This window comes from Rhizobium binxianense (assembly GCF_028994275.1).
Taxonomy (GTDB): Bacteria; Pseudomonadota; Alphaproteobacteria; order Rhizobiales; family Rhizobiaceae; genus Rhizobium; species Rhizobium binxianense.
Genome location: NZ_CP118713.1, coordinates 414,906 through 438,231 on the forward strand (window position 1 = coordinate 414,906; position 23,326 = coordinate 438,231).

Annotated in this window: 21 protein-coding genes and 1 pseudogene; 16 read left to right on the plus strand and 6 right to left on the minus strand. The window is 55.9% G+C overall.

Annotated features, from left to right (window positions below; genetic code table 11):
• Positions 1–31: 31 nt before the first annotated feature.
• Together PO860_RS02010 and PO860_RS02015 are read right to left on the minus strand one after the other, a co-directional pair.
• Positions 32–535, minus strand: a complete 504-nt coding sequence (locus PO860_RS02010; protein ID WP_275038045.1) for an isoprenylcysteine carboxyl methyltransferase family protein — start codon at positions 533–535, stop codon at positions 32–34.
• Entirely contained in the window at positions 532–1,584 is a 1,053-nt protein-coding gene (locus PO860_RS02015; RefSeq protein WP_275038046.1) for a type III polyketide synthase, read from the minus strand. The genes PO860_RS02010 and PO860_RS02015 overlap by 4 nt, the downstream gene beginning before the upstream one ends.
• Positions 1,585–1,750: 166 nt before the next feature.
• Here PO860_RS02015 and PO860_RS02020 point away from each other — a divergent pair, with 166 nt between their 5' ends.
• Genes PO860_RS02020 through PO860_RS02030 form a run of 3 tightly spaced genes read left to right on the plus strand, consistent with a single transcriptional unit; the run spans position 1,751 to position 3,738 of the window.
• A complete protein-coding gene (locus tag PO860_RS02020; protein WP_275038047.1) occupies positions 1,751–2,287 on the plus strand; it encodes a tetratricopeptide repeat protein in 537 nt (178 codons plus the stop codon).
• A 45-nt stretch (positions 2,288–2,332) separates the two neighbouring features.
• A complete protein-coding gene (locus PO860_RS02025) occupies positions 2,333–2,938 on the plus strand; it encodes an RNA polymerase sigma factor (RefSeq protein WP_272782979.1) in 606 nt (201 codons plus the stop codon).
• Positions 2,935–3,738 carry an anti-sigma factor family protein gene (locus tag PO860_RS02030; protein ID WP_275038048.1) on the plus strand — a complete coding sequence of 268 codons (804 nt, stop codon included), beginning with the start codon at positions 2,935–2,937 and terminating at the stop codon, positions 3,736–3,738. The genes PO860_RS02025 and PO860_RS02030 overlap by 4 nt, the downstream gene beginning before the upstream one ends.
• A gap of 7 nt (positions 3,739–3,745) precedes the next feature.
• Here the strand turns inward: PO860_RS02030 and PO860_RS02035 are convergent, their stop codons facing one another.
• From PO860_RS02035 to PO860_RS02045, 3 genes are all read right to left on the minus strand, one after another.
• Positions 3,746–4,918, minus strand: coding sequence for an acyltransferase family protein (locus PO860_RS02035; RefSeq protein WP_275038049.1), 1,173 nt, complete (start codon positions 4,916–4,918; stop codon positions 3,746–3,748).
• Positions 4,919–5,119: 201 nt separating this feature from the next.
• Complete coding sequence (locus tag PO860_RS02040) at positions 5,120–6,403, minus strand: O-antigen ligase family protein (protein WP_275038050.1); 1,284 nt, start codon at positions 6,401–6,403, stop codon at positions 5,120–5,122.
• Between the two features lie 205 nt (positions 6,404–6,608).
• Entirely contained in the window at positions 6,609–8,603 is a 1,995-nt protein-coding gene (locus PO860_RS02045; protein ID WP_275038051.1) for a polysaccharide biosynthesis protein, read from the minus strand.
• A 254-nt stretch (positions 8,604–8,857) separates the two neighbouring features.
• Between PO860_RS02045 and PO860_RS02050 the strand changes: the two genes are divergently transcribed.
• The 10 genes from PO860_RS02050 to PO860_RS02095 all read left to right on the plus strand — a co-directional run bounded on the left by PO860_RS02050 (position 8,858) and on the right by PO860_RS02095 (position 19,908).
• A complete protein-coding gene (locus PO860_RS02050; protein WP_275038052.1) occupies positions 8,858–10,669 on the plus strand; it encodes an ABC transporter ATP-binding protein in 1,812 nt (603 codons plus the stop codon).
• Positions 10,638–11,453 carry an FkbM family methyltransferase gene (locus PO860_RS02055; RefSeq protein ID WP_275038053.1) on the plus strand — a complete coding sequence of 272 codons (816 nt, stop codon included), beginning with the start codon at positions 10,638–10,640 and terminating at the stop codon, positions 11,451–11,453. The genes PO860_RS02050 and PO860_RS02055 overlap by 32 nt, the downstream gene beginning before the upstream one ends.
• 14 nt (positions 11,454–11,467) lie before the next feature.
• On the plus strand, positions 11,468–12,211 hold the full coding sequence (locus PO860_RS02060) for a class I SAM-dependent methyltransferase (protein ID WP_275038054.1): 744 nt from the start codon (positions 11,468–11,470) through the stop codon (positions 12,209–12,211).
• Between the two features lie 72 nt (positions 12,212–12,283).
• Positions 12,284–13,357, plus strand: a complete 1,074-nt coding sequence (locus tag PO860_RS02065; RefSeq protein ID WP_275038055.1) for a hypothetical protein — start codon at positions 12,284–12,286, stop codon at positions 13,355–13,357.
• Between the two features lie 50 nt (positions 13,358–13,407).
• Positions 13,408–14,361 (plus strand): glycosyltransferase family 2 protein, encoded by a 954-nt coding sequence (locus PO860_RS02070; protein ID WP_275038056.1) that lies wholly within the window; start codon positions 13,408–13,410, stop codon positions 14,359–14,361.
• A 5-nt stretch (positions 14,362–14,366) separates the two neighbouring features.
• On the plus strand, positions 14,367–15,326 hold the full coding sequence (locus tag PO860_RS02075) for a glycosyltransferase family 2 protein (protein ID WP_275038057.1): 960 nt from the start codon (positions 14,367–14,369) through the stop codon (positions 15,324–15,326).
• Positions 15,323–16,435 (plus strand): glycosyltransferase, encoded by a 1,113-nt coding sequence (locus PO860_RS02080; protein WP_275038058.1) that lies wholly within the window; start codon positions 15,323–15,325, stop codon positions 16,433–16,435. Before PO860_RS02075 ends, PO860_RS02080 begins: the two co-directional genes overlap by 4 nt.
• Positions 16,435–17,553 (plus strand): glycosyltransferase family 4 protein, encoded by a 1,119-nt coding sequence (locus PO860_RS02085; protein WP_275038059.1) that lies wholly within the window; start codon positions 16,435–16,437, stop codon positions 17,551–17,553. Before PO860_RS02080 ends, PO860_RS02085 begins: the two co-directional genes overlap by 1 nt.
• 42 nt (positions 17,554–17,595) lie before the next feature.
• Positions 17,596–18,711, plus strand: a complete 1,116-nt coding sequence (locus tag PO860_RS02090; protein WP_275038347.1) for a glycosyltransferase family 4 protein — start codon at positions 17,596–17,598, stop codon at positions 18,709–18,711.
• Positions 18,712–18,858: 147 nt separating this feature from the next.
• Entirely contained in the window at positions 18,859–19,908 is a 1,050-nt protein-coding gene (locus tag PO860_RS02095; protein WP_275038060.1) for an NAD-dependent epimerase/dehydratase family protein, read from the plus strand.
• Positions 19,909–20,393: 485 nt separating this feature from the next.
• On the opposite strand, the pseudogene PO860_RS02100 reads toward PO860_RS02095, so the two are convergent.
• Positions 20,394–20,504: pseudogene (locus tag PO860_RS02100) on the minus strand (dTDP-glucose 4,6-dehydratase); the annotation flags it as partial.
• Between the two features lie 174 nt (positions 20,505–20,678).
• On the opposite strand from PO860_RS02100, the gene gmd reads away from it, so the two are divergent.
• From gmd to tnpA, 3 genes are all read left to right on the plus strand, one after another.
• Complete coding sequence (gene gmd, locus PO860_RS02105; RefSeq protein ID WP_275038061.1) at positions 20,679–21,740, plus strand: GDP-mannose 4,6-dehydratase; 1,062 nt, start codon at positions 20,679–20,681, stop codon at positions 21,738–21,740.
• A complete protein-coding gene (fcl, locus tag PO860_RS02110; protein WP_273880137.1) occupies positions 21,741–22,691 on the plus strand; it encodes a GDP-L-fucose synthase in 951 nt (316 codons plus the stop codon).
• A gap of 206 nt (positions 22,692–22,897) precedes the next feature.
• Positions 22,898–23,308: an IS66-like element accessory protein TnpA gene (gene tnpA, locus PO860_RS02115; protein WP_275038062.1), complete on the plus strand. Its 411-nt coding sequence runs from the start codon at positions 22,898–22,900 to the stop codon at positions 23,306–23,308.
• Positions 23,309–23,326 lie beyond the last annotated feature (18 nt).

Sequence of the window (23,326 nt, forward strand, 5' to 3'; positions counted from 1 at the left end):
CCGATACCGCCGCGCAAACGAAAAATCGCATTCATTTCAAAATCATTGCGCTTTTCAGTGCGGCATTTTCGGCCTTCACCCGGATAAGCAGGACAAGCGCGTTGAGCAGTGAAAAGACGATCGCGTAAAACGGCAGGCCGAAGGCGAGGGGAAGGACGGCGATCTCGCCCACGACGATTGCATAGTTTGGATGGCGGAGGAGGCGATAAGGCCCGGATCTGACGAGCGGCGCGCCGGGCAGGATGATGATGCGTGTCGTCCAGCGGTCTTTCAGGGTCGCGAGCACCCAGAGCCGCAGCGCCTGCAGCCCCATGAACACGACAAACCAGAGGAGCTCGACCGGCCTGCCGGGCGCTAGCAGCCAGAGGCCGAGGATCCAGCCTGCATGCAACGCCACCATGACGGGATAGTGCTCAGGTGCCACCTCTCTGGCACCCCTGGCAAGAAGGGCTGTCGTGTTGCGCCGGGCGAGGACGAGCTCGCCCAGCCGCTGCAGTGTCACGAAGGCCAGAAGCGCGATCGACGGCCACATCATGCGAGCCTTCTGAGCGTCACGCAGCTCGCCGAAAAGCCCGGCCCCATGGCGATCATCGCGGCGCGCTCCGGCAATCCTGCGCGGATTGCCCGCGCCAGCACGAACAAGATGGTCGGCGACGACATATTGCCATATTCGGCAAGCACCGCGCGCTCGTGATCGAGCGAGCCCGGCGCCAGCGACAGTGCGCTCTCCATCGCGGCCAGCACCTTGGTGCCGCCGGGATGGCAGATGAAGCGGTCGATATCCTCGCGTCTCAGCCCGTTGCGCGCTAAAATGGCCGTCACCGCAGGCCCGAGCTCGCGTTCGGCAAAGGGCGGCAGCGATTGCGCCAGCACGATGCCGAAGCCGCCGTCGTCGATCTTCCAGCCCATGATGTCGAGCGTGTCGGGAAAGAGATGCTCGCCGGTTGATTCCACTTCCGCGAGCCCCCCTTCGCCGGATCGCAGCACGCAGGCGGCAGCGCCGTCGCCGAAAAGCGCTGTCGCGATGATGTTCGGCCGTGTCAGCTCGTCCAGCCGGAAGGCCAGCGTGCAAAGCTCGATCGAGACGAAAAGCACAACAGTGCCTGGCCGGCCTTGCGCCAGCCGCGAAGCGATCGCAAAGCCCGAGACGCCTGCGGCACAGCCGAGCCCGAACACCGGCACGCGCTCGATATCGGCCCTGAAACCCATCCTGCGGGCCATCTGTGCGTCGAGGCTCGGCGTCGTAAAGCCGGTGGACGAGACCGTCACGACACAGTCGACATCCCCTGCCTCAAGCCCTGCCTGACGAAGTGCTGAGCTGGCGGCCTCGACGAAAAGCGCGCCCGCCACCTCGGCATAGGCCTGCATTCGATCCTCCCAGCCATGCGGCTCGTCGAACCAGGCAAGCGGCCGCGCCGCATGGCGCTTATCAATGCCGGCACTGTCGAAGACGCGGGCAAGATGGCGGAAATCCTCGAAACGGTCGGCGAACAGCCGGGCCGAGGCTTCGACCGCCTGTTTCTGGAGAATGACATGCTCGGGTGCGGCGACGGCGAGGCTGACGAGTTTCACGGTATCGGTCACAGAATTCTCCTTGTCGTTCCCGGCGGAACGAAAAACACCCGGTGCCGATGATTTATTCGACCTCGTCTGTTTCACGAAGCAGTGATGGAGAAAATGGAGACACCGGCGAATAAAGCCAGATGCAGCGGTGTTCTCTCCTCGCAACGTCATCTTTGAGGAGTTTCCCATGACGATCATGACAGTCCGTATCGCTTCCATCATTCTCGGCGGCTGCCTTGCCGCTACCGTTCTCTCCGGCCCGGTCTTTGCGATCGGCGATGACAGCAGCACGACACCCACCTGCAAGAAGGGCGAGATCTACGACCAGAAGACCAAGAAATGCGTCAAGCAGCAGAGCGCCAACGTCTCCGATGAGAACCGTGCCGACTACGCTTATTCGCTGGCCAAGGCCGGCCGTTATGAGGAGGCGCTTGCCATGCTCGACACAGTCAAGGACCAGAACACGGCCGAGGTGCTGAATTATCGCGGTTATGTCACCCGCAAGCTCGGCCGCACCGACGAAGGCATTTCCTATTACCTCAAGTCGGTGAAGATGGACCCGCAATATGCCAAGGTGCGCGAATATCTCGGCGAAGCCTATGTCATCAAGGGCCGGCTCGATCTCGCCAAGGATCAGTTGAAGTCAATCAAGGCGATCTGCGGCACGGCTTGCGAGGAATATCAGGACCTGAACGCCGCAATCCGCGACCCGTCGAAGATCTGATCGGTCGCCACCGGCGGGAAGCGAAAGCACGAAAGGGATGTCAGAATGTCGGTCGCGCGCACCCATTTTCCTGCCTATAGTCGCGCAAGAATGGAATCGCCCGTTCATCGGGCGGTTCCGAAGGATGTTGGATCGTCGGAGGCGGCCATCGCGAGCGCAGCGGATATCAGGAGCGGCCTGACGGAAAATCTGGCCAGGCTCTGGCGTTATGGTCTCGTTCTCTCGCATCAGCGCGATGTCGCCGACGATCTGGTGCAGGCGACCTGCCTTCGCGCGCTGGAGCGCGCCGATCAGTTCGTCGCCGGCACCCGGCTCGACCGCTGGCTGTTTTCGATCCTGCATTCGATCTGGCTGAACGAAATCCGCTCGCGCCGCGTGCGGCAGGGCCAGGGTTTCGTCGATGCCGGGGAGGCGCTGACCTTCGACGGCGCCCACGACACCGAAACCCATGTGATGGCGAACCAAGTGCTGAAACAGGTGAATGCGCTGCCCGAGGCGCAGCGGACGGTGGTTTTCCTCGCCTATGTGGAAGGACTTTCCTATCGCGAGGTTGCAGGCATACTGGATATCCCGATCGGAACCGTGATGAGCCGGCTGGCGGCTGCTCGCGCCAGGCTCGTCGGCGCCGGATCGGAAGGGGGACGGCAATGAACACCAAGCACACCATTCCCTCCGACGAGGACCTCACCGCCTTTATCGACGGTGAACTGACGGCCGAAGAGGCCGCGCGCATTCAAACCATGGTGAACGAGGATAAGGCCGTCGCCGAGCGGCTGGAATTCCTGGCGCGCGCCAGCCTGCCGTTCGAGCAAGCCTTCGCCCCGCTGCTGTCGCAGGCGCCGCGCGAGAAGCTGGAGACGATGCTCGCCGCCATCCCCGTGCATGAGAGCGCCAGATCCGACTCCGCGCGCGCCTTCGCCACGCGTCGCCGCTTCCTCGGCGCGCTCGCCGCCTCGCTCATTGCCGGCATCGCGATCGACCGCGCCGTCATCGGCATGGGAGCACGCTTTTCGGCCAAGGATGAAAACAGCGAATGGCGCGCCGTGGTCGCCGACTATATCTCGCTCTATACCCCGGAAACGCTGGCCGGCCCTTCACCCGCCAGGGAAGCCCAGGTCGCTCAGCTCGGCGCCTTCGACGAAAAACTCGGCCTGTCGCTTTCCCCCGAAGCCGTCTCGCTTCCCGGCATCGATTTCAAACGCGCGCTGCTCTTGCAATATGATGGCAAACCGCTTGCCCAGATCGCTTACCTCGACCCCGAAACCGGCCCGATGGCGCTCTGCATCGTCAAGTCTGACGCGGGGCCGAAGGCGCCGGACCTCGAAAACCGCAAAGGTATGAATGTCGTCTACTGGTCGAACGCGACGCACGCCTTCATGCTGATCGGGCATGCTGCGGCGGATCGGATGACGGCGATTGCGGACCGGGTGCGGGGGAGGGTGGCTGTGTGATATAAGTTCATCGAGTTGGGGTCGCCTCTGTTATCGTTGGCCCACCAGGCGCTCTCTCGAAAAATGGACGGCGGCGCGACCATTCTCTGCTCGGCTTCTCAATAAACACATAGGTAGTTGCGCTGACAGCCACGACGACAAGCAACATGAGCGCCAGCCCGGGATAATTCCTCTCCGCCAAAAACACATAACTTCGTGCAAAGTGATCCACAGTTTCAAATAGCTTCCGTCCGCCGATCTTAAACAGAGCGGCGCGGAACAATTCCAACCACCACGAAATCACCAGCATATGCACCATGTAGATTGAGTAAGATATGGCACCAAGGAAGACCAGTGGGCGACAGAGCATTAGCTTGCTGAAGATACCCGCTTCGGCCGCGAAGATGATTACAGAAGCCCCAAATAGGATGGGTGCAAGTAGCGATAATGGGCTCGTATTGGCCGTTGCGATGAAAGCCACGATCAGCATGACGATCACGAATTCTGTGGTCGAGCCGCACAGCGGGTTCTTTTCCAAAAGGCCTCTCAGCCTAGGAAGGTGGGAGTAAAGCTTGTATGCAACGACACCGCTGCTAAATCCATATATGCATCGTACCAGTCCAAAAGTTGCTGTGGTGTCTAAATTTTTTCCGGCATTGAAGAAGAAGAGAAAAGCAGGGGCGACGCATAATACAACAACGCAGAGAAGCCATTGCAGCCGGCCTGCACCTGTTATCGCGACAGCAAATAAAATGTAAGTAAAGAACTCGACGCTAATACTCCAGCTCGGCTCATTCCACGTCAGAAAATCATATAGATTTAGGCTTTGTATCAGAAAGATATTGGCGAGGATCGTGTCCCAAGTCTCGGTTGGCGCTGGGAACCAATCCCCAGTGCGCGGATAGACGATCAGCATCTGCAGAGCAATAAATCCGACGAGAATGGCGATGTGAAGCGGGTACACTCGCCCAACGCGGAGCCACATGAAGCGGAGAATGCCGTAACCATTGCGAAGCTTGGCGCCATATGAGGAGTAGATTACGAAGCCACTCAGCACGAAGAAAAAGTCCACGAACATATACATGCCGTTGAAGATCGCCACGCCATCGAACCCTGCGGTCGTGCGGAAGTGAAAAGCTACGACCGAAAGCGCAGCTACACCGCGCCAACTATCTAGAGCCACATATCTCTTTACCTGCATTGTCGCCTTTGGAGTTAATTGCGCGGCCAATGTCTATCATGCGATATCATGTGGGACCAGTTCGATCAGCCGGAACAAGTTCCAATCCTAGTCTCGGCGATGCAAACTTGAGCAGTTCTGATCGTCCTCCCTACTGTATGTGCGAGCCCTAGAAAGGGGCCCGGTACCTTTGCCCTGATCAAAATCAGTAAGAAGCTCACGCTACGAGACTTCAGCCGGGAACGAGGGCACGTAGCTCGTGTTCCCTCGATCCGCACAAATAAGGGCGACGAGGTAAGCGAAGATCGGATCCAAAGCTTTCTGATTGAACATGATGCCAAAGCTGCCCGTTATGACGTAGCTGGTGACCAGGAGAAGAGCCATAGCGATGGCAAGATCTCTCCCCGGCCCCGGTTCTTTTCTCCACGCACCGATCACGGGCGCCAGCAGCATCAGCGAAAGTGCCGCAATGCCGAAAACGCCGGCGTCGATTCCCGCGGTCAGGAAGCCGTTGTGGACATGCGAGTAAGGCAGCTGCGGCCTTATGCTATCGGGCAGCTCTGCCAGCACCGAAGCCATCCGGTTTTGCGGGCCATAACCGGTCAATGGGTCCTTGCTGATCGCTGATACCGCACCCTTGTACAGAGCGAACCGTGCACTCAGCGACGTGACTTCGCCGTCGCTGCGTTCGAGCGATGCCATATTTTCCTGCAGCGCCTCGATGCGGTGGAGGATTTGGCCGCTGCCGAGGGCAATCAGCCCCGCAAACAGCAAAGAGCCGGTAATGGCGAGGCTGCGTAAACTCAGATGGAAGCTGTGTTTGCGGAAGTACCAGAGAAAGATGACGATATGAATGGGTATCACCAGCCAGGCCGAGCGCGTTCCGGAAAGCAGGACGCAGCCCAGACCGGCGGCATATCCCAATATGGCAATTCTTTGCTCGACACTCTTGGGTGATTGAACGTTAAGAAGCGCAATACCGCCGAAAAGAACGCCTATCACGCCCAGCAGTGCAGCGTTCGAAGTTCCAGCCTCTGCCCTCTCCATCAAAAACATGATCTGCAGGAGACTGAAGAGAAAGGTGACGATCATGCCGATGCCCGCGCCGAGGATAAAGAGCGGCACGAGACGGCCATCGGGAGATTGGCGCATCCGCGGCAATATCAGCCAGACGGAAAAGAAAGGCAGGAGCCGGAATATCCAGTCTGGTACTTCGGAGTAAGGCGGATTGATGAAGATGCTGGCGATCATCACCAGCGGGTAGATCGACATGCCAATGGCAACCAGCCGGTCGGATTTCGACAGGTTCAAGGCGAGGCGGCCCGTCGCTAGACAGTAGATGCCCCACACCATCGACGCGAGGAGGATGAAGGAGTTAAAGTTTGGGGAAAGCCCTGGAAGGATTGCAAATAGGAAGACGGCAATGCGGTTGTTTCGGTCGAGTGCGCTTCCGGCCTCATCCCCTGAACCAAGCACTGCCATCTTGAGTTGTCTGAAATAATCCACTTTGCCGGTCCTGACCGTGTCGATGCTGCCTCGCTAAGGATCGCGATCTATGCTGTCAAGCCGCGAAGCAGAGCGGAACTTATGGCTTTAATTGCTGTCGTATTCCGGCAACAGGATCAACGCATTGATGTAGGTCTCATCAGCGATGGGCGTTAGACGATTGCGATGGTAGGCCATAATCAGGCGGTACCTCGAAGCGCTGTCTTCAGGCGGCGGTATTGGCCTCTGCGCCGGTGAAAGCCAGATCCGAGACCTCACCCGTTGACGAATAGCCGGAAACAAGGTCCGCCAACGTCGCACGTGCGGCGATCATATCGTTCCGGTCCAATGCCGCATTGAGAGCGTTGAGCTTTTTCAAAAGCTCCGGCCAGAACAGGAAATCCTCACGCGCCTTCATGATCCGGGGATGTTCGGTTGTTTCCGGATTGTCTCCGATCAGCAGTTCTTCATAGAGCTTCTCGCCGGGCCTCAGACCGGTGACGGAAAGCTCTATATCGCCGTCGGGATTGTTGTCATCGCGGACGGCCAACCCGGAAAGCTCGACCATCTTGCGGGCGAGATCTGCGATGCGAACGGGCTCCCCCATGTCGAGCAAGAAAACATCGCCGCCCTCGGCCATCGCGCCGGCCTGTATGACGAGCTGCGAGGCTTCCGAAATGGTCATGAAATAGCGGGTTATGTCAGGATGCGTCAGCGTAACGGGGCCACCATCCTTGATCTGTTGCCTGAAAAGCGGCACGACGGATCCGGAGGAGCCGAGGACGTTTCCGAAGCGGACCATGGAAAAATTCGTTCGCATTCTGTCGGTCGTCAGTTCTGCTGCGAGCGCCTGCAGAACCATCTCCGCCAGCCTCTTGCTGGCGCCCATCACATTCGTCGGTCGCACAGCCTTGTCCGTGCTGATCAGCACGAAATTCGAGACGCCGCATTTATGCGCCGCGCGGGCGGTGACCAGCGTACCCATGACATTGTTCTTGATGCCTTCCACGGCATTATGTTCGACAAGGGGCACATGCTTGTAGGCGGCGGCATGATAGAGCGTCTGCGGTCGCCAGCTCTGCATGATATGCTCCATGCGATCCTGATCGCGGACGGAACAGAGGATCGGTACGATCTGCAGATTTTCATGTTCGTACAGTTCGGCGAGCTTCCGCAATTCGGCATGGATATTGTAAAGCGCAAACTCGTTCTGATCGAGGAGGATCAGACTGGAAGGCTCGTTGCGCAGAATCTGCCGGCATAACTCGCCGCCGATCGAACCGCCGGCACCTGTGACCATCACCACCTTGTTGCGCATTGCCTTGTCGAGCAGCTCCTGCCGCGGCGCGACCGCTTCCCTGCCCAGCAGATCTTCAATCTCCAGCTCACGAATGTCGGAAACGGCGACACGTCCCTGAGCGAGCGCCGTGAGATCCGGCAATGTGCGAACATTCACCCTGGCTTTGCGGATATGTTCCAGGATTTCGTTGCGCCGCTGCCGCGATACCGATGGAAGAGCAAGCAGCACATTGTGCACGCCAAGAGCCTCGGCGAGCACCGGAAGATCCGAGGGGTCGTAGATCGGCAAGCCACCCATGACACCGCCCTTGAGGCGTGGATCATCATCCAGATAGCCGACGACATTGAGTTCGGCACTGTTGATCAAGGCGCCGGCCAGTTGCCGCCCGGCCGTCCCTGCCCCATAGATCAGCACCTTGGCGAGCATATTCTTGTGAAGGATGCGCTGGTAGGCATCCCCGAGCCAGTAGCGGATACTCAACCTCGACAGCCCGATCGCAATCAACAGCAGAAAGGGCTGGAGGATGCCGACGGTTCTCGGAACACCCGGGACGCTGAGCGCCGTAAATATCGTCATGAAGGCGAAGCCGTAGATCGCAATCGCCTTCAGAACAGTAATGAAAGCAGCCATATTGGCATAGCGGAAGATCGCCCGATACATGCCCATGACGATGAAGATGGGAAGGGCCATACAGAGCGAAACGAAGACCGGCAGCCACTGGACGCCGGTCAGCACCGTCCATTCGTTCAAGCGGAAGCAATAGGCCAGCCAGATCGTCAGAACACAAAAGCTGGAATCCACCAGCAAAGCCAGAGCACGTTTGGCAAACCTCGGCATCGCCAGCAGAGGGGCGACGAGCGCTTGCATCGGCACTAAGAACCGTCCTGAGCGCCGTATCTCAGAGGGAGAATTTTCAGGCATTGCTTACCAGCGTCTCGCAGATCAACAGACAACCACCTTCTTGTCGCTTTCTGCAATGAGCGCAACTGAAATAATCGGAAATTAAGGTCTTCCGCACCGACCATCTATCAGAAGTTGCTTGTGCATTGCCCGAGCTGCAGGTCACCTCAGCTTGGAGTGCGCTGACCAACATGTCTGGGGAGGCAACTTATTGGGTTGCGACATGACACGGTGGTTGATAGTTACCCTCCCCTGGTAACCTGTGAGGCAAATTGTTGGCGGTACTGAGGAAGCTCTATTCAATTTTAGATGCTCGTGAGCGTTTGCGGGCTGCAATGATATTCTCGTTGATGGTGATGTCTGCCTTTCTCGAAGTTGCGGGCGTGGCAAGCATACTGCCCTTTATTGGGGTGCTCGCAAACCCGGAGATAATTCGAACTAACCATTTCATCTCGCGCGTTTATCAGGCGCTTGATTTCAACGATGAGCGCACCTTCCTGATCGCATTGGGCGTGGTGATGCTCGTATTCTTGTTGTTTAGCCTCACTCTGCGCGCGTTGACAGTTGTGACCATCCAGCGCTTTTCGGTGATGCGAATCCACGCAATATCAATGCGTCTGCTGAAGACCTATATGGCTCAGCCATATGAGTTCTTCCTAGAGAAAAACACATCGAGCTTGTCAAAGTCGCTCCTGTCCGAAGTTCAAGAAGTTGCCGGCAACGTTATGCTGCCTGGCATGCGCGCCCTTGCAGGAATCGTAGTTTCCACAGCAATTGTAGTTTTGCTGATTGTGGTCGAGCCAGCGACCTCTGCCGTCTTGGCCGGCTCTTTTGGATTGAGCTACATCGCAATCGACGCGTTTACGCGGCGGCGCGTAAAATATTCAGGCGAACTGCGTTTGAGAGCGAACGATGCCCGGTTTGTTGTTGCTGCAGAGGCGCTGCAGGGCATCAAGGAACTGCGATTGCTCGGGCGAGAAGATGAGTATCTGACTCGTTTCGGTGTTCCGTCCAGGGCGTATGCCCACCATCAATCAATCACAATGATTACCCGCGAGCTTCCATTCTACTTTATTCAAGCTGTCGCGTTCGGATCCATGCTGGGCGTACTGCTTTATTGGATTGCACGTGGCGACAGGGTGGACGAGATACTTCCTCTGATGAGCTTCTTCGCTTTTGCCGGATATCGACTCCTTCCGGCCTTTCAGGATGTGTTTCGCAGTGTCGGGCAGGTGCGGTTCGCCCTTCCTGCTCTCGAGGAGTTGGTCCACGATCTATCTCTAAAGCAGAATAGCGTACAGTCGGGCTCTCGCCAGGATCCCCCATTGTCGTTTCGAGAGATGATCCGTTTCGAAAATGTCGATTTCCAATACCGATCTTCCGAGACCAAAACCTTAAGCGATGTTAGCCTGGAAATCCGTGTTAACAGTAGCGTTGCATTTGTTGGACAAACTGGGGCCGGGAAAAGCACGATTGTCGATCTTCTACTGGGTCTTACGACGGCGACGTCGGGACGAATAACTGTCGACAGCGTGCCGCTGGACATGCACAACATCCGCGCATGGCAGATGAATCTGGGATATGTACCTCAACAGATCTTTCTCGCAGACAACAGCGTCTCGGCCAACATCGCTTTCGGCGTTCCTCCTTCCGAAATTGATGAGGAAGCGGTAAGGCAGGCGGCGATGCAGGCGCACATCCATGACTTCATCGTCAATGAACTTCCAAATGGATATGCCACGATCATTGGCGAGCGCGGAGCTCGTCTTTCTGGCGGCCAGCGGCAGCGCTTGGGCATTGCGCGCGCTTTATACCGAAACCCTCAAGTGGTTGTCTTTGATGAAGCTACCAGCGCACTGGACACACAGACAGAGGCGGCGGTAATGAAAGCGATCTCTGAGCTCGGGCAGCACAAGACTATTGTGATCATAGCCCATCGCTTAATGACTGTTCGCAACTGCGATCAGATTATCCTTTTGGATCGCGGCCAACTTATCGCGCGAGGTTCGTACGAAACTTTGTTACAGAATGAAGAGCTCTTTCAAGATCTTGCCAATGCGTCACCGCAAGGAGTGCCATTACAATGAAAAGCTGCCGAACGTCGCCATGATGTCACGTTTTAGAAAGCTCCTCGAGACGCTTCGTTGGCTCACTCCGCTCGCCGGGGATCGTATTGCTGCGGCGCGTATCCTCATCCGTCGAAAAAGAGACCCCTTCCGTTTGCTGCAGGTGAAGTATGACGGCAAGCCCCTGTTTTTCAGAGGCATAGACAGCAATGCGATCGTGGAGGTACTCCATGAGGGCGAGTATAAGTTTCTGGATGCTGATCTGCGGTCCACTTATGCGCCATGTGTTTTGGATGTAGGTGCCCACATCGGCACCTTTGCTGCTTGGGCTCTTAGCGTTAATCCTCAGGCTCACATCCTAAGTGTGGAGGCTGATATACATACCTTCGCCGTCGCAACGAAGAACGCGGGTTCCCGCTCTGCAAATTGGCGTGTAGTCAATTTTGCAGCCTCTAGTACTAATGGAAAGCGACTGCGCTTTTCGACAGCAGGCCCTTCGATGAGCCACAGAGTTTCCTCCGAGGGCGATTTGGAAGTCGAAACAATAAACCTTCAAACCTTGATGGATACTGTCAGTAAACGGGCGGATATCGATATTCTTAAGATCGACATTGAGGGTTCGGAGGAAGATTTCCTGTGTGCAACGCCGGAATTGCTCGCCTCCGTAAAATGCTTGGTCATCGAACTTCATCCAGGTATCTGCGATACTGAACGGGTTCGGAAGGCGATTTCTAATCATTTCAAAACGGTGACAGAAGTGCTAGGCCGTCGATCGGACAAACCGCTTCTTTTGTGCCGGAAGTAAAGAGTGCAGGGGAAATGATGTACGATCTTGAAGATAGAAGTGGCCTCGTTCGGTTTCAGATGCCTACCTTCGAACGTTTGTTGCATATGCTCAAAAGTGCCGGAACAATCAGTACGTTGCGGTGCCTTGAATATGAACGCTTGAAATTCCTGGGCCTTGAGGGATTGGTGTTGGATTTCGGTGGCGGTACTCGAACCAACTATAGTCATCACGTTAAAGAATGGGCGAAGCGCGGCGCCCCCTTCGAATATGAGTCCGCAAATATCGACCCTCACACTGAGCCAACTTATCTCATCGAGCCCAATGGGCCTCTGCCTTGCGCCGATCAGCGTTATGATGCCGTGGTATCGTTCAACACCTTCGAACATGTTTACCATGGGAAAGAAACGCTGCAAAAAATCCAGCGGGTATTAAAGAAAAACGGGCATCTCCATTTCATTGTGCCCTTTATTTTTCGAGTTCATGGCCATCCCAGCGACTATATACGAGGCACGCCAGCTTACTGGCAAACGTTGCTGGAAGAGTGTGGGTTTACCCTCACATCGACCACTGCTCTACTGTGGGGGCCGTACTCGACAGCATGCAGTGTTACCGGTCTGCCCGGCCCCTTCAAGCGCATGCGGGTTCGTATCGCTTTAACGCTTGACTACGTCCTGGCACGGTGGAAGTTCAGGAACGGTGCAGAAGCTGAATTCAAGCAGGATCATCCAGCAGTCCGATGTGCAATAGGCTATCTCATCAGCGCAAAGAGGGAGTGAACGTTCTGTTTACCGCGCAAGCTATTGAGCAGATTGGAAACGCGACAGCCTGTGGCAAAGCGGAGGCGACCAATGCTGCACATAATTGAATCCAACGCCGTGCAGACGCTGCTTGTGTCGTTTGCCGGGGTGGTTGCATACGGGGCTTATAGGTATCGTCCGTGGCTTGTTGCTTTTGTTGGGTTTATTGTAGCGGGCCTGTTAGCATTTAGCTTCTTGTTCGACGTTGGAGAAGTTTATTCCTACTCTGACTTCTATAAGAGAGCTTATTGGTTTTTCGGCGACGACGTAACCACCTGTCTGACAGCAGTTTATATTTGGTCGCTTCTTTCCCGTCGTCCCAAGTTGGGGTGTACGGTAGCGACGGCAATTCTCCTCTCGGGCGGGCGAATTGGCATAATATTGATGATAATTCAAATTAGCTTGTTGTATTTCAGACCGAATTTAAATTATCGCGGTCTCTTTACAACAGTCTCGGTAACAATAGCTGCGGCCGTCTCATTGTATTTTTCTTCCGTTTTGATTTCTCCGACCATGATCTCGGTGGGGAACGAGGTTGCGTATCAACTTGGTAGCAGTGAGCCCTGGTTTCAGAAGACGACGAACGGCGCCGATTGCAGAGGCGACAATTGCTTTGAAAACAAAGTCAAAAGGCCCTTTCGCATTCGAGTCTACGGCGCCGCCGCGGGGCTGTGGATGACGCTTGACGGCGGCTATCCCGGCTCGAGATTTCCAAACACGCCCGAAAAGCTAGCTGATCTCATGACGCAAGCAAACCCTTGGGGAATAAATGACAGATTTGGCATAACAAGGCAGGATTGGATCACAGTTGGCACTATTCAGTCTCCGTATCTCCAGTTCGGGGCCGGCTATGGTCCGTTCTTCCTGATGGTAGCGATGAGCGTAATCGGCCTGTTATGTGTCGTCGGCTTCCGAAACCTGATCGCAGAGCCTGGTGAGCCAAGTTCGGCGTTTGTGATATTCTTTGGTGTTAACGCCATATTCAACCAGACCCAAGCGTGGCTGCTGCCCGGTCCGGTTCTGTTCGTCATGGCCCTGTGCGGAACCCACATAGTACTGCAACCTTATTTGACGGGTAGGTGGTCTGACAGGCGGAGCTTAAACGTGGCCGTTGCGAACGGTTGAGTCTCTCAATCGTTGAGTGTAATGTGTTCGATTTAGAAAGCAGTAACCAAATGGCTTCGCTGGTCACAATTGGTATCACGTGCTTCAATGCCGAGAGACATATCGCCAATGCCATATCTTCGGCCATCGCTCAGAGCTGGGAGCCACTGGAGATCGTTGTCGTTGATGATAGATCGAGCGATCAGACCTTCGAGTTGGTAGAGCAGATCGTCAAGAATCATGCGCAGGTTCGGTTGTTCCGTCAGTCCGAAAACTTAGGAGTAGCGGCAGCTCGTAACCGGATAATAGAAGAAGCCAAGGGCGATTTTCTAGCGTTCTTCGATGATGATGATGTGAGCGATCCCGACCGGATTGCCACGCAATACCAGCGAATTATCGAGTACGAAGGCCAGCTTCCTGAATTGGCGCCGGTGATCTGTCACACAGCCAGGCTGCAGATAACCTTGCATGGCAGCGAACGCATAGAACGAACGATGGGATGCTCGCGGAAAAAAGAGGCGCCCAACGGTCTGGCCGTCGCCGGACGGCTGTTATGGGGAGAGCCGGTAGAGGATGGCTATGGCGCGGTCGCTACCTGCTCTCAGATGGCAAGGACATCGACTTACAGGACGCTTGGCGGATTTGATCCCGCCTTCCGTCGGTCCGAAGACATGGAATTCTGTGTGCGCGTGGCAAGGGCTGGCGGTCACTTCATTGGCATTGCAGCACCGCTCGTGACCCAGACGCTCACATACAGCTCCGACAAGTCGCTCGATAAGGAGCTCCACTACAAGCTGCAGGTCATCGATAAGCACCACAGTGCATTCAAAACCAAGGAGCATTATCGGTTTTCTAGGGAATGGGTAAAGACAAAATACCTGTGGTTACAAGGCGATCGGACTTCGTTTATCCGCAATCTGGCTATGAGCGCCATAACCCATCCATTGTTGACGTGGTCGCGCCTGTGGTATGCATTGCCGCAGTTCGACAGCAACCACAGTTTTTCCCTATTCCATCGCAAGTAACTTCCATGCACCAAAACGAGCGCGTCACAGTCGGCATAACTTGTTTCAATGCTCGCGACACTATCGGCAATGCTATTAGGAGCGCTCAGACGCAGGATTGGCCCGATATCGAGATCCTCATTGTGGACGATGCGTCAACAGACGGATCGTCCGAGTATGTCGCATCGTTGATTTCTGGAGATTCTCGGGTTCGCCTCATATGCCATAGCGAAAATGGCGGCGCCGCTAGAGCAAGAAACACCATCATAGAAGCAGCGACGGGAGGCTTTATTGTTTTCTTCGACGATGATGACGAAAGTGCCGTCAGCCGGGTAACGTTGCAGGTCGCCGCGATAAAGGATTTCGAGGCGTCGAATGGGTATCGCACAGTCGCCTGTTATGCGGCGGGAGCGCGGATTTATCCCAACGGTCATCTTAAGCCCCTTCCCGCCATTGGGTCTGCGGGAACGACGCCATGCGGCACGGATGTCGCGGATTATCTCCTATTTTATCGACGGAGACCGGATTATTTTTACGGTGCGGGCACACCCACATGCGCACTTATGGCGAGGCGAGAAGTATTCCGGGAGCTCGGCGGATTTGACGCAACGTTAAAGCGCGTTGAAGACGTCGATTTTGCTATTCGGCTGGCACTTGCGGGTGGGTGTTTTATCGGTACCGCAGAAAACCTGTTTTTGCAGCATTCAACCCAAGGCTCCGACAAGTCGCCCGACGCAAATCGGTCTGCCGAGATCGCCGTGGCAAAAAAGCATGAGGGATATTTGCGGTCTGTAGGCCGATATCATTATGCCAGCCACTGGCCGAATCTGCGATATTACCATTTTAAACGGCAGTACTTTCGGTTCATTGCTCAGTTCTTCCTTATCGCCGTCAGAAACCCTATTCTTGCCACCTCGCACCTGTTGGCATCCGGGCCAAAACGCCTTCGCCACGAGAGGCGCATGAACAAAAGGAATATGCAATGAGGCTGTTATTTGTCGCCCGTGCCATGAATGGGATGGCTGGCGGCCTCGAGAGGATGATCGTGACCATCATGAACGAGATGGTCCGTCGCGGACACGAAGTTGCCCTCCTGAGCTGGGACCGGGAAGATGCTGAAGCCTTTTATCCAATCACCTCGGAAATACACTGGTATAAGCTGCACACCGGCGATGCCTCGCGCAAGGCGAATGTGCTGACGCGATTGCAACGCGTGCCAAAAATCCGCAGGTCCGTATCCCACTTCTCTCCGAACGTTATCATTTGTTTTCAAGGCGGCCCGTTTCGGGCCATGCTGTCGTATACAGCCGGTATGGGGATCCCGCTGATTGCGGCTGAGCGTACAGCGCCGACACTTTACGAACATGCCAACAACGCATGGAGCAAACGAAAAGAGCATTTCAGTTTTCGCTTCGCAAAGCAGATTACCGTGCAGTTCGACCGCTATCGCGATTACTACCCGAAGGCTCTTCAGAAACTTATCGTCGAAACACCTAATCCTGTCTCCGAGGCCTACAAGTTTTCCGTTACCGGTGCCGCGAACCAGCAGGGCCGTTTCACGCTGCTGTCCGTCGGCCGGCTAAGCTTTCAGAAGAATTACCAAGCTCTGATACGGGCGTTTTCGCTCCTGGCGGATCGGTTTCTCGACTGGGATCTAAAGATCGTCGGTGAAGGGGAGGACCGGGCTTCCCTACAAGAGTTAATCAACGCGAGCCCCAACCTACGGGGGCGCGTATTTCTGACGGGCACTACCTCAGACGTGGGGTCCGCCTACGTCTCATCTAATCTGTTCTGCCTGCCGTCCCGGTGGGAAGGTTTCCCGAATGCACTTGCCGAGGCTCTTGCGCACGGTCTACCTTCCGTTGGCTATGCCGATTGCGCTGGAGTCTACGATTTGATAGAGCACGGCGATACAGGTTTGCTGGCTGATGGGAACGGGTCGCCTGACAGTCTTTCCAAGGCATTAGGCGAGTTGATGATTGACCATGACCGCCGGACCGAAATGGGTAGCCGTGCGCGCCTCTCAATGCGCCGGTATCTGCCGTCAGCCTGCCTTGATCGCTGGGAGAATGTCCTGAAGCACGCGGCCAATTGATGAAATTCTTATTTTGCATCAAATCGGTGACGACACTTGGTGGCGGCGCTGAGCGTGTTTTCGCAGAAGTGGCGAACGGTCTTCACGACCGCGGCCACAGCGTCTCGATTCTTACTCTGGATGGTTCAACGGCATCTTCCTTTTATCCCTTAAGCTTCGCGATCAAACGCCACGCATTAAAGATTCGTGGATTGATGCCGGTCCCGCTTTTTATGCTGCGGCGACGTATTCGCCAATTGGCACCCGATGTTGTTGTGGCCTTCATGCCATCGAGTTACACACCAGTCGCTTTCGCATTGATGGGATCGGGCATACCTGTTTTTGCAAGTGAGCATAATGTGCCTGCTCGCTACAGCGGCACACCCCTAAAGTGGACGCTGCTGAAATCATCCGCTCCGTTTGTCAAGCGGTTCACGGCTGTTTCAAGCCAGATGAGACAGCTGTATCCGCCGGCAATCCGCGCCAAGATGGACATCCTGCCCAATCCGGCCGAGTATTCTGCTGTTCGGCGGGCCGACGTCCTGGGTGCGGAGTCAGGTCGGACGCTCCTCGCAGTTGGGCGACTTCATCCGCAGAAGGATCATATCACGCTAGTGCAAGCCTTCGCCGCGATCGCCACCGATTTTCCAGAGTGGACGCTGAAAATCTTTGGAGATGGAGGCGAGCGGGCGGCCATAGAAGCAGAGGTAAGACGATTGAACTTGTCGGATCGTGTGCGCATGCCCGGCACTACGCCAGATATCTCTTCCGAATATAGTGCTGCACAACTCTATGTAATCTCATCGGCCTACGAAAGCTATGGCTTGGCGACTGTGGAAGCGCTAGCGCACGGATTGCCAGCGATCGGGTTCAGGGAGTGCGCAGGTACCAACGAGTTGATCAGAAGCGGAGAAAACGGTCTCCTTGTGGACTCGCAGCCCACGAAAGTGATCGCGCTGGCTGCTGGTCTGAGACAGCTTATGCAAGACGATCAGCTCCGCCTTCGCCTGTCGGCGTCTGCCAACGCCTCTCGTGCCGGCGCGACGCTTGAGGATGTGCTCGACAAATGGGAGACCATCAGTCTTGGATCGTTCTCATCTGCTAAATTGCCACGAGCGGCAGTTGGCAATGATGCGTGAATTCTTAATTATTTCAATCCATTGGAGAATTGGCCTTTGAAGGTGCTCTTTTTTGTCACCGAGGATTGGTACTTTCATTCCCATCGCCTGCCATTGGCCGTGGCTGCAATAGAAAAAGGTTGTGAGGTGGTTGTTGCCACAAGAGTGACAAATCATCAGGAAAAGATTGAAAAAGAGGGCATACGAGTTGTTCCTCTTCGTAGGCTTGTCCGATCAAGCCTCAATCCGTTTCAGGAACTTTGCGCCATCGCGGAACTATATTCAGTTGTGGTGCGCGAAAAACCCGATGTGATTCACAATGTTGCGATGAAGCCGGTACTGTACGGAAGCGTCGTCGCCATGGTGACAGGCGTGTCCAGACGAATAAATGCATTGGGGGGCTTGGGTTTTGTGTTCTCCTCTCAAAATCTTCAGGCGAGAGTTTTGAGGAGATTTATAGTTTCACTGTTCCATTATCTGCTCAACAGGAGGGGCACGGCTGTCATCGTCCAGAACAAAGAGGACTACGACGTGGTGACCCGCGCATGTGCCGTCGATAAGGCTCGGGTCCATCTCATCCCCGGCGCGGGCGTCGACTTGAACATTTATGTCCCCATGCCACTAGCGATGACCGAGCCTGTCGTGATGCTTGCGTCCCGGATGATTTGGGACAAGGGGATAAACGAGTTCGTTGAGGCGGCGAAGTTGCTTCGGGCAGAGGGCGTGAATGCCCGTTTTGTGTTGGTGGGAAAACCGGATGGCGAGAATCCCGCGTCGGTTCCGAAAAGCGATTTGCAACGGTGGGGTTTAGAGGGTGCTGTCGAATTGTGGGGCCACCGTCAGGATATGCCTCAGACGCTCGCGGAGGCTTCGATTGTCTGTTTGCCGACCTATTATGGCGAGGGCGTGCCGAAGGTTCTCATCGAGGCCATGGCGTGCGGCCGTCCGATTGTCACCACTGACATGGCGGGATGTCGTGAACTGGTCGAAGATGGCAGAGCGGGACTGCTGGTTAAACCTCGCGATATTGAAAGCCTGACGGCCGCGCTTCGAACGCTCTTGCTCGATCACGCAAAATGCAAGGCGCTCGGAGAAGAAGGACGTAAGCTTGCATCGGCAAAGTATTCACTGCCGATGGTCGTCGAGGGTGTGCTGGATCTTTACGGATTGGGATCTTGACAGACGTCTGGCGGAGGGCAAAGGCGGGCAGGCGATCGAATAGGACCAGTCACCTCTGTTCGATATTCTAACTTTTATCTTATAAGTGGGGTCACTTAATACGGGATCGGCTCTTTGCCGTCGGCAGGAAGTCGAGAAAAGGTGGGAATGCGCTACTTCATTACAGGGACTGCCGGCTTTATCGGTTTTCATCTGGCCAGGCGCCTGCTGCAAGAGGGGCATGACGTCACAGGTTTCGACGGCCTCACTCCCTATTACAACGTCAAGCTCAAGGAGATGCGCCATGCGGCACTCTCCCAGTTTCGGGCCTTCAAACCCGTCATATCAATGCTCGAGGACCGGCCAGCGCTGGAAGCGGCTGTTCTGGCGGCCAAGCCCGATATCCTGATCCACCTCGCCGCACAGGCCGGTGTGCGCTATAGCCTGGAAGATCCCGAGGCCTATCTTCGTTCGAACGTCGAAGGCTCGTGGAACATCATGGAAATCGCCCGGCGCGTCGAAATCCGCCACCTGATGCTGGCCTCGACATCGTCGATCTACGGCGCCAATGCGACCGTCCCCTTTCATGAGACCGATCGCGCCGACGAACCGCTGACCATCTATGCCGCGACGAAGAAATCGATGGAACTGATGGCGCATAGCTACGCCCATCTTCACAAGATTCCGACCACGGCCTTTCGTTTCTTCACGGTGTATGGTCCGTGGGGCCGGCCCGACATGGCACTGTTCAAATTCACCAAGAACATGCTCGAAGACCAGCCGATCGAGATCTACGGCGAAGGCAATATGAGCCGTGATTTCACCTATATTGACGATCTGATCGAAGCGATCGTCAGGCTGTCGGCAATCGCCCCGGCCGAGGATAACCGTCTCGACAACGCGGCTGTTGAAACGCTTTCGCGCCAGGCGCCCTTTCGCGTCGTCAATATTGGCGGAGGCCAGCCGGTCAGCCTGATGGATTTCGTTGAAACGGTGGAGAAGGCGCTCGGCCGTCCTGCCATCCGCAAGATGCTGGCGATGCAGAAGGGGGATGTGCCGCGCACCTTCGCAGCCCCCGACCTGCTCGTGGCACTGACGGGATACAAGCCGGATACGACCTTGGATGTCGGCGTCAAGGCCTTCGTTGATTGGTATCTAGAAGCGAGGCAAGCGCTTGACGCGGCTGTTCATGATCCCGTCTTCTTACTAAACAGATAGTCGAAGTCGTCCTAAAACGCTTGTTCTAGCGTGGGTCTGGAGAAGTCGAGCATCGGACTTAGCTCGAACGCATCTGCCTAGCTTTCACCGAATTCACCGGTTCCTATCGAACGGCGTTTCGAAAGGCGCGAGCGATGTTGGCAACCCGTAATAGAAATTCTATCTTTGGGAACCGCTGCTTCAGCGAGACATCAGGATGGCCTGCAAGATCTCTGCCGCCTTCATTTTTGTTGCCTGTGTCGTGGCGATTTTAATCGTCACCGCCGAGGAGGGTTATCGGCCGCCAGTTTGGCCGGAGATACACGCACCCAAGACAAGCCGTTTGCCGACGGTGCCAATGCAACTATTCGAGCCGCGATGATGACGGCACTTCGGATACGATTAGCGGTATCTACCACTGCCAGTTCTGGCACCGTTCGAATCGGCATTGAGCTATCGTTAGCGCGGAGAGACTGGTTTTGCGTTCCCGGTACTATTAGGTTCTACAGGGTGCCGGCATAGGTTAAGGCGTCGAGGTTGACAACGGGCTCATCATGAAGCCAGTCGAGCACGAAATTCGCACCGATAAAGCCGGCGCCTCCTGTCACCAAAATCATGTTTTCCCCTTGGACATGGTAATTGGAAAGCTCTAATCTTATGCGCCAGTCCTAGGTCAACAGAAGAGATCCACGATCCTCATTTCGCTGTCCCGTGTCGCGCAACGTGAGGATGCACTAGCGCGGTAGTATCCAAACACGTCCCGAAGATTGCATCGAAAGACCACGTAGAAAATGACAAAAACCGCGCTTATCACTGGGGTGACTGGTCAGGATGGTGCCTATTTGGCCGAATTGCTTCTGAGCAAGGGCTATACGGTGCACGGTATCAAGCGGCGGTCCTCGTCTTTTAATACCGGCCGCATCGAACATATCTATCAGGATCCGCATGAGGCACATCCTCGCTTCATTCTCCACTATGGCGATATGATTGACTCGACCAACCTGCTGCGCATCGTCCAGCAGACGCAGCCCGATGAAATCTACAATCTCGCCGCCCAAAGCCATGTCGGTGTCAGCTTCGAAACGCCTGAATATACGGCGGATGCCGATGGTGTCGGCACGTTGAGGCTGCTCGAAGCCATTCGTATCCTGGGGCTCGAGGGAAAGACCCGGTTCTACCAGGCATCGACCTCGGAACTCTACGGTCTTGTGCAGGAAATGCCGCAGAACGAGAAGACGCCCTTTTACCCGCGTTCTCCCTATGCCGCAGCCAAGCTCTATGCCTACTGGATCGTCGTGAATTATCGCGAGGCTTACGGTATGCATGCGTCAAACGGCATTCTGTTCAACCATGAAAGCCCGCTTCGTGGCGAGACCTTCGTCACGCGCAAGATCACGATGGCGGTGGCTGCCATCAGCCTCGGCCTTCAGGACAAGCTCTTCCTCGGCAACCTTGACGCCAAGCGTGACTGGGGCCACGCGCGTGAATATGTCGAGGGCATGTGGCGCATGCTGCAACAGGACAAGCCGGATGACTACGTACTGGCGACGGGTGAGACGACCAGTGTCCGCCAGTTTGTCGAGTGGGCCTTTGCCGACGTCGGCATCACTTTGGAATGGAAGGGATCCGGCGTTGCCGAAAAAGGCTATGACGTCGCCTCAGGTGCGTGCCTTGTGGAAATCGATCCTCGCTATTTCCGCCCGACGGAAGTCGACCTTCTGCTTGGCGATCCAACCAAGGCACGTCAGAAACTCGGCTGGCATCACAAGACGCCGGTTCGCGAACTCGCCGCTGAAATGGTGCGCGAGGATGTCAAGCACTGGAAGGCTCTAAACAGCCGGAAAGAGATCTGAGTGTACGACTTATCCAACAAGAAGATCTGGGTTGCCGGTCATCGCGGGATGGTCGGCAGTGCTCTTGTGCGCCGGCTTCAATCGGAAGATTGCAACGTTATCACGGCCACGCGCCGTGAGGTCGATTTGAAGCGGCAGGAGGAGGTTGAGAAATTTGTCGAAGCAACCCGGCCTGATGTTATCATTCTCGCTGCTGCCAAGGTTGGCGGCATCCTCGCGAATGACAGTTATCCGGCAGAGTTTATCTATGACAATCTGATTATCGAAGCGAACCTCTTCGAAGCCGCCCACCGGGCGGGAGTGGACCGGCTGCTGTTCCTGGGGTCAAGCTGCATTTATCCCAAGCTCGCTCCACAGCCGATTCCCGAAGAGTCTCTGCTGACCGGTGCGCTTGAGCCGACCAACGAATGGTATGCGATTGCCAAGATCGCCGGTATCAAACTGGCGGAAGCCTATCGCAAGCAATATGGTCGGGATTATATTTCGGCCATGCCGACCAATTTATATGGCCCGGGCGATAATTTCGACCTGAATTCCAGCCATGTGCTGCCTGCGCTCATCCGCAAGGCGCATGCTGCGAAACTTCGCAAAGACCCGCATATGGTGGTCTGGGGCACGGGGACCCCGCGCCGAGAGTTTCTTCATGTCGACGACTGCGCCGACGCGTTGGTGTTTCTCCTCAAAACCTATTCGGGCGCGCAGCACGTCAATGTCGGCTCGGGTACGGATCTCGAAATTATCGAATTGACGCGCTTGGTGTGCCGCGTCATCGGTTACGAGGGTGAGATCATTCATGACCTTTCCAAGCCCGATGGCACGCCGCGCAAGCTGATGAGCAATCAGAAGCTGCAGGATATGGGCTGGAAACCGCGCATTTCGCTTGAGGATGGCATCCGCGCCACCTACGCCTGGTTTCTGGAGTTCGAAAACAGATCCGATTCAGCGGTCTGATACCAAGTCGCTGCGGACCCTCCGGCATTTTTCTTTTCCCGCAATCGCGACACAGGGTGTCGCCAGCCCCCGATTGCCTCGTGATCCTATGGGGCAGGACGGCTCGGCCATTGAGACGGGGAGCCCGATGTAAGCTCACGGTGAAGGCCGTCTTGCGATGATGGGCTGCTGACTCCAGTCCTAGTGGTAACACTAGGAGTAGTCATATGACGAAGCATCCAATTGAGGTGATCACATCCGTAGAGCGCCGCCGCCGCTGGTCACGCGAGGATAAGGAACGGCTTGTCGCGGCCTGCTTTGAGCCGGATGCGGTTATCTCGGAGGTTGCCCGCGCTGCTGGAATCCATGTCAGCCAGCTCTTTCGGTGGCGCAAGGAACTCTGCCGGATCGAGGAGCCGTCGATGCAGGTATCGAGCACGTTGGTGCCCGTGATTGTTTCGGAGGCCGCGCCGGCAGCCCAGCCCGCTGCCTTGGAAGCGCTGGCCCCATCGCAGCCCCGCCGGAAGCGTAGTGATGTGACGATTGAGCTGGGCCGCGGTCGCCGTGTCCGCGTGGACAGCGACATCGACACGGAGGCACTTGGCCGCATTCTTGATTGTGTGCTGGGTCGGCGATGATCCCGGTTCCGAGTGGGG

Excerpts from the sequence above, each read along its gene's own strand:
- PO860_RS02010 (WP_275038045.1), bottom strand. The coding sequence starts at position 535 with ATGATGTGGCCGTCGATCGCGCTTCTGGCCTTCGTGACACTGCAGCGG.
- PO860_RS02020 (WP_275038047.1), top strand. The coding sequence starts at position 1,751 with ATGACGATCATGACAGTCCGTATCGCTTCCATCATTCTCGGCGGCTGC.
- PO860_RS02025 (WP_272782979.1), top strand. The coding sequence starts at position 2,333 with ATGTCGGTCGCGCGCACCCATTTTCCTGCCTATAGTCGCGCAAGAATG.
- PO860_RS02030 (WP_275038048.1), top strand. The coding sequence starts at position 2,935 with ATGAACACCAAGCACACCATTCCCTCCGACGAGGACCTCACCGCCTTT.
- PO860_RS02035 (WP_275038049.1), bottom strand. The coding sequence starts at position 4,918 with ATGCAGGTAAAGAGATATGTGGCTCTAGATAGTTGGCGCGGTGTAGCT.
- PO860_RS02045 (WP_275038051.1), bottom strand. The coding sequence starts at position 8,603 with ATGCCTGAAAATTCTCCCTCTGAGATACGGCGCTCAGGACGGTTCTTA.
- PO860_RS02055 (WP_275038053.1), top strand. The coding sequence starts at position 10,638 with ATGCGTCACCGCAAGGAGTGCCATTACAATGAAAAGCTGCCGAACGTC.
- PO860_RS02060 (WP_275038054.1), top strand. The coding sequence starts at position 11,468 with ATGATGTACGATCTTGAAGATAGAAGTGGCCTCGTTCGGTTTCAGATG.
- PO860_RS02065 (WP_275038055.1), top strand. The coding sequence starts at position 12,284 with ATGCTGCACATAATTGAATCCAACGCCGTGCAGACGCTGCTTGTGTCG.
- PO860_RS02070 (WP_275038056.1), top strand. The coding sequence starts at position 13,408 with ATGGCTTCGCTGGTCACAATTGGTATCACGTGCTTCAATGCCGAGAGA.
- PO860_RS02075 (WP_275038057.1), top strand. The coding sequence starts at position 14,367 with ATGCACCAAAACGAGCGCGTCACAGTCGGCATAACTTGTTTCAATGCT.
- PO860_RS02080 (WP_275038058.1), top strand. The coding sequence starts at position 15,323 with ATGAGGCTGTTATTTGTCGCCCGTGCCATGAATGGGATGGCTGGCGGC.
- PO860_RS02085 (WP_275038059.1), top strand. The coding sequence starts at position 16,435 with ATGAAATTCTTATTTTGCATCAAATCGGTGACGACACTTGGTGGCGGC.
- PO860_RS02095 (WP_275038060.1), top strand. The coding sequence starts at position 18,859 with ATGCGCTACTTCATTACAGGGACTGCCGGCTTTATCGGTTTTCATCTG.
- gmd (WP_275038061.1), top strand. The coding sequence starts at position 20,679 with ATGACAAAAACCGCGCTTATCACTGGGGTGACTGGTCAGGATGGTGCC.
- tnpA (WP_275038062.1), top strand. The coding sequence starts at position 22,898 with ATGACGAAGCATCCAATTGAGGTGATCACATCCGTAGAGCGCCGCCGC.